Raw genomic sequence first — 5,996 nt, 5'->3', positions numbered from 1 at the left:
GCGCGTCTTGCTTCGCGGATGGCATCCCAAATCGCCCCCGTCGCAGACGCGAAATTAGTATGAACACGCCCTAGCTAAAAGTTAGCGGTCAGCATTCGGCAAAAGCATGGGTCTCAAACTGATAGCTTATTTATTCCCCAGCAGGCCTTCCCAGAATTTCCACCAGACTTTCTCGTCCTTGGGGGCTTCACCTGATACAAAGCGGCTTTGCGGGTAGTTGGTCTTGAGCACGCGCAAGGTGTCTTTCTTGTAGTCGTCCAGTCCCATCAGGTCATAGGCGCTGACCATAATGACCAGCGCTTCTTCCTGCGAAGGCGAGTCCGGGTATTCCACCAGCACATATTTGCAGCGATTGACTGCTGCCAGATAAGCCTGGCGCTTCATGTAATAGCGTGCAACGTGCAATTCATGCCCGGCCAGGCTATTGACCAGGTAGGTCATGCGTTGGGTGGCGTCCTTGCTATATTTGCTGTTGGGAAAGCGCGTGGACAGTTCCTTGAAAGCCAGGAAAGATTCGCGCAGGGCTTTCGGGTCGCGGTCGTTGATTTCCTGCTCGGTCAGTTTTTCTACAATGCCGCGTTCGTTGAAGCTGGTCAGCCCCTTGAGGTAGTAGGCATAGTCCACGTTGGGATGGTGCGGGTGCAGCTTGATGAAGCGGTCAGCTGCGGCGTTGGCTGCAACCGGGTCGCCTTTTTTATGATAGGCATAAGCGGATTCCAGCTGGGCCTGCATTGCATAGCGGCCATGCGGGTAGCGCGACTCGATAATCTCGAAATACTTGATCGCCTTTTCATAATCGCGCTCGCGCATCCTGTCCTCGGCAGCCGCGTAGATTTTCTGCACCCCCCAGCCCTTGGTCTCGTCGATTTCAGTGGGGTCGCCGAAAATGGCGCAGCCGGAAGACAGCAGGGTGAACAGGGAAAGAAGTGCTAACGCGAAATGACGTTTCATGGATACAATCCGTGGCTAAATTTATTGCTGATTATATCCGAAACGTGTCCACACTTGAGCCGATTACCCTGACCATTCCCAACGACTGTGGCAGCATGCGCCTGGACCAGGCTTTGGCGAAGCTGTTGCCGGCCTATTCGCGCAGTCGTTTGCAGAGCTGGATCAAGGACGGGCTGGTGAGTGTTTCCGGACGCCCGGCGGACGTCAAGCAGAAGGTCTGGGGAGGCGAACTGGTGGTCGTGGAACCGCAGCCCAGCCCCGAAGAGTCGGCCTTCAAGGCTCAGGATATTCCGCTTGATATCGCGTACGAGGATGACCATATCCTGGTGATAGACAAGCCGGCCGGACTGGTGGTGCATCCCGCTGCAGGCAATTGGGAAGGCACGCTGCTCAACGCCTTGCTGCATTATGCCCCGCAGGTGGAAGGCGTGCCGCGTGCCGGCATTGTGCACCGGCTGGACAAGGAAACCAGCGGCTTGCTGGTCGTCGCCAAAACCATCACCGCGCAGACCGACCTGGTGCGCCAGTTACAGGCGAGGACGGTCAAGCGGGAATACCGTGCCATCGTATGGGGCATCGTGCACGGCAAGGGCAAGGTGGATGCCCCGGTTGGCCGCAACCCGCACGACCGCACCAGGATGGCCGTGGTCAAGCACTTCGGCAAGCCTGCCATCACCCACTTCGAGGCGCTGGAAAATTTTTCCTGGCACAGCTATGTGCGCTGCCTGCTGGAAACCGGTCGTACCCACCAGATTCGCGTGCATATGCAATCGATCAAGGCACCGTTGGTTGGCGATCCGGTTTACGGCCCGCGCGGCGGCACCATGGCTGGCGTCCGCATGGCGGAAGAGCTGACTGAGGCGGTGCGGAGTTTTCGGCGCCAGGCACTGCATGCCGCCCGGCTGGGCCTGATCCATCCGGCGACCAAGGAACCGATGCAATGGCGCTCCGAATTGCCGGAAGACATGAAAAACCTACTGGCGGTATTGCGCGAGGATGCCCGTCTGGCCGTGCTGGCTTCGGCAGAGGAAGATAACGACGAATGGTGGGAAGGCGGCGTGCCGATGCTGGCCGATGACGGGGAGGAAGACTGGGACGAAGATGAAGAATGAGGGTTCATCTCCTGCCGGAATGGGTTCTTTCATCGTTCCCGACTGGCCCGCGCCCGCCAATGTGCACGCCTTGCAGACGACGCGCAACAGCGGCTTCAGCATCGCGCCCTACGACAGCCTCAACCTCGGCAGTCACGTCGGGGATGATCAGGTTACGGTAGAAAAAAACCGCTATTTGCTCAATACACTCGTTCCCAGCGAACCCGTCTGGCTGGAACAGGTGCATGGCACCAATGTCGTCATGGCCGAAACCGCCGGCTGCCTTCCGCGCGCCGATGCCTGCGTTGCACGCAAAAACAACGCCGTATGTGCGGTGATGACCGCCGACTGTCTGCCTGTGCTGCTCTGCAATACCGCAGGCAGCGTAGTCGCTGCGGCCCACGCCGGTTGGCGCGGATTGGCCGACGGCGTGATCGAGGCTACCGTCGGGGCCATGGAAGTGCCTGGCGCGGAACTCATGGCCTGGCTCGGTCCGGCAATCGGCCCGCAGGCGTTTGAAGTAGGGGCGGAAGTACGCGATGCGTTCATCGGCAACGACCCGGCTGCCGCCGCTGCCTTTATTCCTTTGCCAATGACGGAGGGTGGGGGGCAAAAATATCTGGCCAACCTCTACCGGCTTGCCCGTCAGCGCCTCGCAGCCCTCGGTGTCGCGCAAGTTTACGGCGGAGATTTTTGTACCTACGCCGAGAAGGAACGATTCTTTTCCTACCGCCGCGATGGCCAGACCGGCCGTATGGCGACTTTGATCTGGAAAACTTGACGGCCCCGGTATAATGCCCGACATGTCTACTCTCAGCGCAATTCTCATCGCCAGCCTGTTCGGCGGCATCCTCAGCGTCATGGCAGCCGGTTTTGTCGCCTTTCAGGCGCGTGCCACCTGGGTTCCGGTATTGGTCAGTTATGCCATAGGCGCATTACTGGGGGCGGCGTTTCTTGAAATCATCCCGGAAGCTTTCGAAGCCGGGAAAAGCGCGCAAAGCATGGCTGCGACTATCCTGGGCGGCATTCTGCTATTTTTTGTACTGGAAAAACTGGTGCTGTGGCGCCACTGCCATGGCGAGGAATGCGAAGCGCATGGCACCCCGGCGGTCGAGCATAGCCACACCCACGGCCACGCTGACGAGCACGACCATGGGCGCAGCGGCTTGATGATTACCATCGGCGACACTTTCCACAATTTCGTCGACGGCATCCTGATCGCGGCCGCGTTCCTGGCGGATTTCCAGTTGGGCGTGGTGACCGCGCTGGCGATCATCGCCCACGAAATTCCGCAGGAAGTAGGCGACTTCCTGATCCTGCTGCACTCCGGCTACACCAAACGTCAGGCCATCCTGCTGAATCTGCTTTCCAGCGTGGCGACGCTGGTGGGCGGCGTGCTGGCGTATTACACGCTAGGGACGATGAAGGAGTTTGTGCCATATGTGCTGGGTCTGGCCGCCTCCAGCATGATTTACGTATCGGTGGCGGACCTGATCCCCGGCCTGCACAAGCGTCCGGAACTGCACGCGACTGCCCAGCAGGTCACGTTAATCGGCCTGGGAATCGGTTCGATCTGGCTCACCAAGGCCTTGCTGGGCGATCTGGGTTGAGCGGTTTCTTTTTCGCTGCGGCGTGCCGACTATCCACAGGAGCAGGCCGCACGGCAGCAGCCCGTAAAACACCAGGGTCAGCACCCCAGCCATCAAGCTGGCTTCGGTAACCGCCATCATCAGCGTTACATAAAGCCAGGCAATAGCAACGATATACATCAGGTTAGCCTATCATGAGCAAATCAATTCCCCAAGTCGGTTTCGTTTCCCTCGGCTGCCCCAAGGCATCTTCGGATGCCGAGCGCATCCTTACTCAGCTGCGCGCCGAGGGTTATGAAATCTCCGGCAGCTATCAGGATGCCGATTTGGTCGTCGTCAATACCTGCGGGTTTATCGATACCGCCGTGGAGGAATCGCTGGATGCGATCGGCGAAGCACTGGCGGAAAACGGCAAGGTGATTGTCACCGGCTGTCTGGGTGCCAAGGGCGACGTGGTGCAGCAAGCCCATCCCAGTGTGCTGGCGGTGACCGGCCCGCATGCGCTGGAGGAGGTGATGCAGGCTGTGCATACCCATCTAGCCAAGCCGCACGACCCCTTTACCGACCTCGTCCCGCCGCAAGGCATACGCCTCACGCCCAACCATTACGCCTACCTGAAAATTTCCGAAGGCTGCAACCATCGCTGCAGCTTCTGCATCATCCCATCGATGCGCGGCGACTTGGTCAGCCGGCCGGTGGGCGACGTCATGAGCGAGGCGGAGAACCTGGTGCGCGCCGGCGTGAAAGAACTGCTGGTGATTTCGCAGGACACTTCAGCCTACGGCGTGGACGTCAAATACCGCACCGGCTTCTGGAACGGCCGCCCGCTCAAGACACGCATGACCGAGCTCACCGAGGCCCTGGGCGAACTGGGCGTATGGATACGCCTGCACTACGTCTACCCCTATCCGCATGTGGATGAGGTGATACCGCTGATGGCACAGGGCAAGATTCTGCCTTACCTGGATATCCCGTTCCAGCATGCCAGCCCGCGCATCCTCAAAGCGATGAAGCGCCCCGGCAATATCGACGGCACGCTGGCGCGCATCCGCAACTGGCGCGAGATCTGCCCCGACCTGGCCATACGCAGTACCTTCATCGTCGGCTTTCCCGGAGAAACCGACGACGATTTCCAGCAGCTGCTGGATTTTCTGGAAGAAGCGCAACTGGATCGCGTCGGCTGTTTTACCTATTCCGCGGTGGAAGGTGCTGCCGCCAATGCGCTGCCGGGCGCGGTGCCGGAAGAGATCAAGAAAGAACGCCAGTCCATTTTCATGGATACGCAGGCGGAAATCAGCGCGGCGCGGCTGGCGAACAAGATCGACCGGCGCATGACCGTGCTGGTGGAAGAAGTGGATGAAGAAGGCGCCGTTGCCCGCAGTTCAGCCGATGCGCCGGAAATCGACGGGCTGGTTTATATTGCCGACGGCGAGAATCTGCAACCCGGTGAGTTCGCCGAAGTGGTGATTACCGATTCGGACGCCCATGACCTGTGGGCAAAATTGATTTAAGCGAGAACGCGCGCGGCGGTATCCAGGTCCAGCCCCTTGCGCGTCGCATAATCGACGATTTCGCGCGCCGAAGCTTCGGCGGAACAGCGGTCGGAATCCGCATGAACACGTGCCCGCCTGACCGATCGGCTATATCGACCTCTACACCGTCATGCCACGCGACTCCGGTCATCTCCATTGACCTCGGCGGGCTTCTTATGGTTAAATGCCGGCCTTCTGGGCGGTTAGCTCAGCGGTAGAGCACTGCCTTCACCCGGCGAAAAAGAGCTTGCTAATACAAGCCAATGGATTGAGTTTTAAAGAGATTATGTAATTTGGAATAACTCATTATCATTGGAAATAATGATAATATTTTCCCTAATTTCCCCTGTGCTGCAAGTTGGCAGTTATACAGGATGATAGACAGTAGGGCGATTAACTCAGCGGTAGAGTGCCACCTTCACACGGTGGAAGTCAGTGGTTCGATCCCACTATCGCCCACCAAATATAAAGAGCGCCTGTTGAAGAACAGGCGCTCTTTATATTTTAGCATCCTTGGTTCGTAGCCTGTCATGCGGTATACGCCGGATCTGGCATGTTGTTGATGACATTGACGGTCGTGTTAATTAGGGCCGGCTTGTACTGGCGTTTCAACACCCCGGATTGGCAATTATGCCTTCGCCATCATCGAATGATCGACATCGAATAGGCGGCCGTCCATGGAGCGGTAATTCGGCCACTGGAAGTATTGGCAGCGATGCACAGCATGGCAACGTGATTGCCTGTCGCAATAACTGCCGAACCAAGTAGTAGCTGGCGGCGTAGTAGGAGGCCCCAAGTGGGACGATGAACGAAATGCCTGGCTCGGTGGTGTG

6 protein-coding genes and 1 tRNA gene are annotated in these 5,996 nt (G+C 58.5%); 5 read left to right on the top strand and 2 right to left on the bottom strand.

All coding sequences use genetic code 11. The features are described 5' to 3' along the window. Positions 1 to 126: 126 nt before the first annotated feature. Positions 127 to 951 carry an outer membrane protein assembly factor BamD gene (locus tag VGK14_RS00060; RefSeq protein ID WP_331506849.1) on the bottom strand — a complete coding sequence of 275 codons (825 nt, stop codon included), beginning with the start codon at positions 949 to 951 and terminating at the stop codon, positions 127 to 129. 44 nt (positions 952 to 995) lie between these two features. Between VGK14_RS00060 and rluD the strand changes: the two genes are divergently transcribed. From rluD to VGK14_RS00045, 3 genes are read left to right on the top strand one after another with little or no spacing between them, the layout of a single operon-like run. Further along, complete coding sequence (rluD, locus tag VGK14_RS00055; RefSeq protein WP_331506848.1) at positions 996 to 2,063, top strand: 23S rRNA pseudouridine(1911/1915/1917) synthase RluD; 1,068 nt, start codon at positions 996 to 998, stop codon at positions 2,061 to 2,063. Between the two features lie 19 nt (positions 2,064 to 2,082). Next, entirely contained in the window at positions 2,083 to 2,823 is a 741-nt protein-coding gene (gene pgeF, locus VGK14_RS00050; RefSeq protein WP_331506847.1) for a peptidoglycan editing factor PgeF, read from the top strand. Between the two features lie 22 nt (positions 2,824 to 2,845). After that, a complete protein-coding gene (locus VGK14_RS00045) occupies positions 2,846 to 3,652 on the top strand; it encodes a ZIP family metal transporter (protein WP_331506846.1) in 807 nt (268 codons plus the stop codon). Here VGK14_RS00045 and VGK14_RS00040 read toward each other — a convergent pair. Beyond that, on the bottom strand, positions 3,590 to 3,811 hold the full coding sequence (locus tag VGK14_RS00040; protein ID WP_331506845.1) for a hypothetical protein: 222 nt from the start codon (positions 3,809 to 3,811) through the stop codon (positions 3,590 to 3,592). The genes VGK14_RS00045 and VGK14_RS00040 overlap by 63 nt on opposite strands. 14 nt (positions 3,812 to 3,825) lie before the next feature. Here VGK14_RS00040 and rimO point away from each other — a divergent pair, with 14 nt between their 5' ends. Together rimO and VGK14_RS00030 are read left to right on the top strand one after the other, a co-directional pair. Next, positions 3,826 to 5,142 carry a 30S ribosomal protein S12 methylthiotransferase RimO gene (rimO, locus tag VGK14_RS00035; RefSeq protein ID WP_331506844.1) on the top strand — a complete coding sequence of 439 codons (1,317 nt, stop codon included), beginning with the start codon at positions 3,826 to 3,828 and terminating at the stop codon, positions 5,140 to 5,142. Between the two features lie 408 nt (positions 5,143 to 5,550). Further along, positions 5,551 to 5,625, top strand: a tRNA-Val gene (locus tag VGK14_RS00030). Positions 5,626 to 5,996 lie beyond the last annotated feature (371 nt).

Origin of the sequence: Novimethylophilus sp. (assembly GCF_036504375.1) — a bacterium.
Taxonomy (GTDB): domain Bacteria; phylum Pseudomonadota; class Gammaproteobacteria; order Burkholderiales; family Methylophilaceae; genus Novimethylophilus.
The sequence above is the reverse complement of the archived record's forward strand: the minus strand, read 5'-3'. Positions and strand labels throughout refer to the sequence as shown.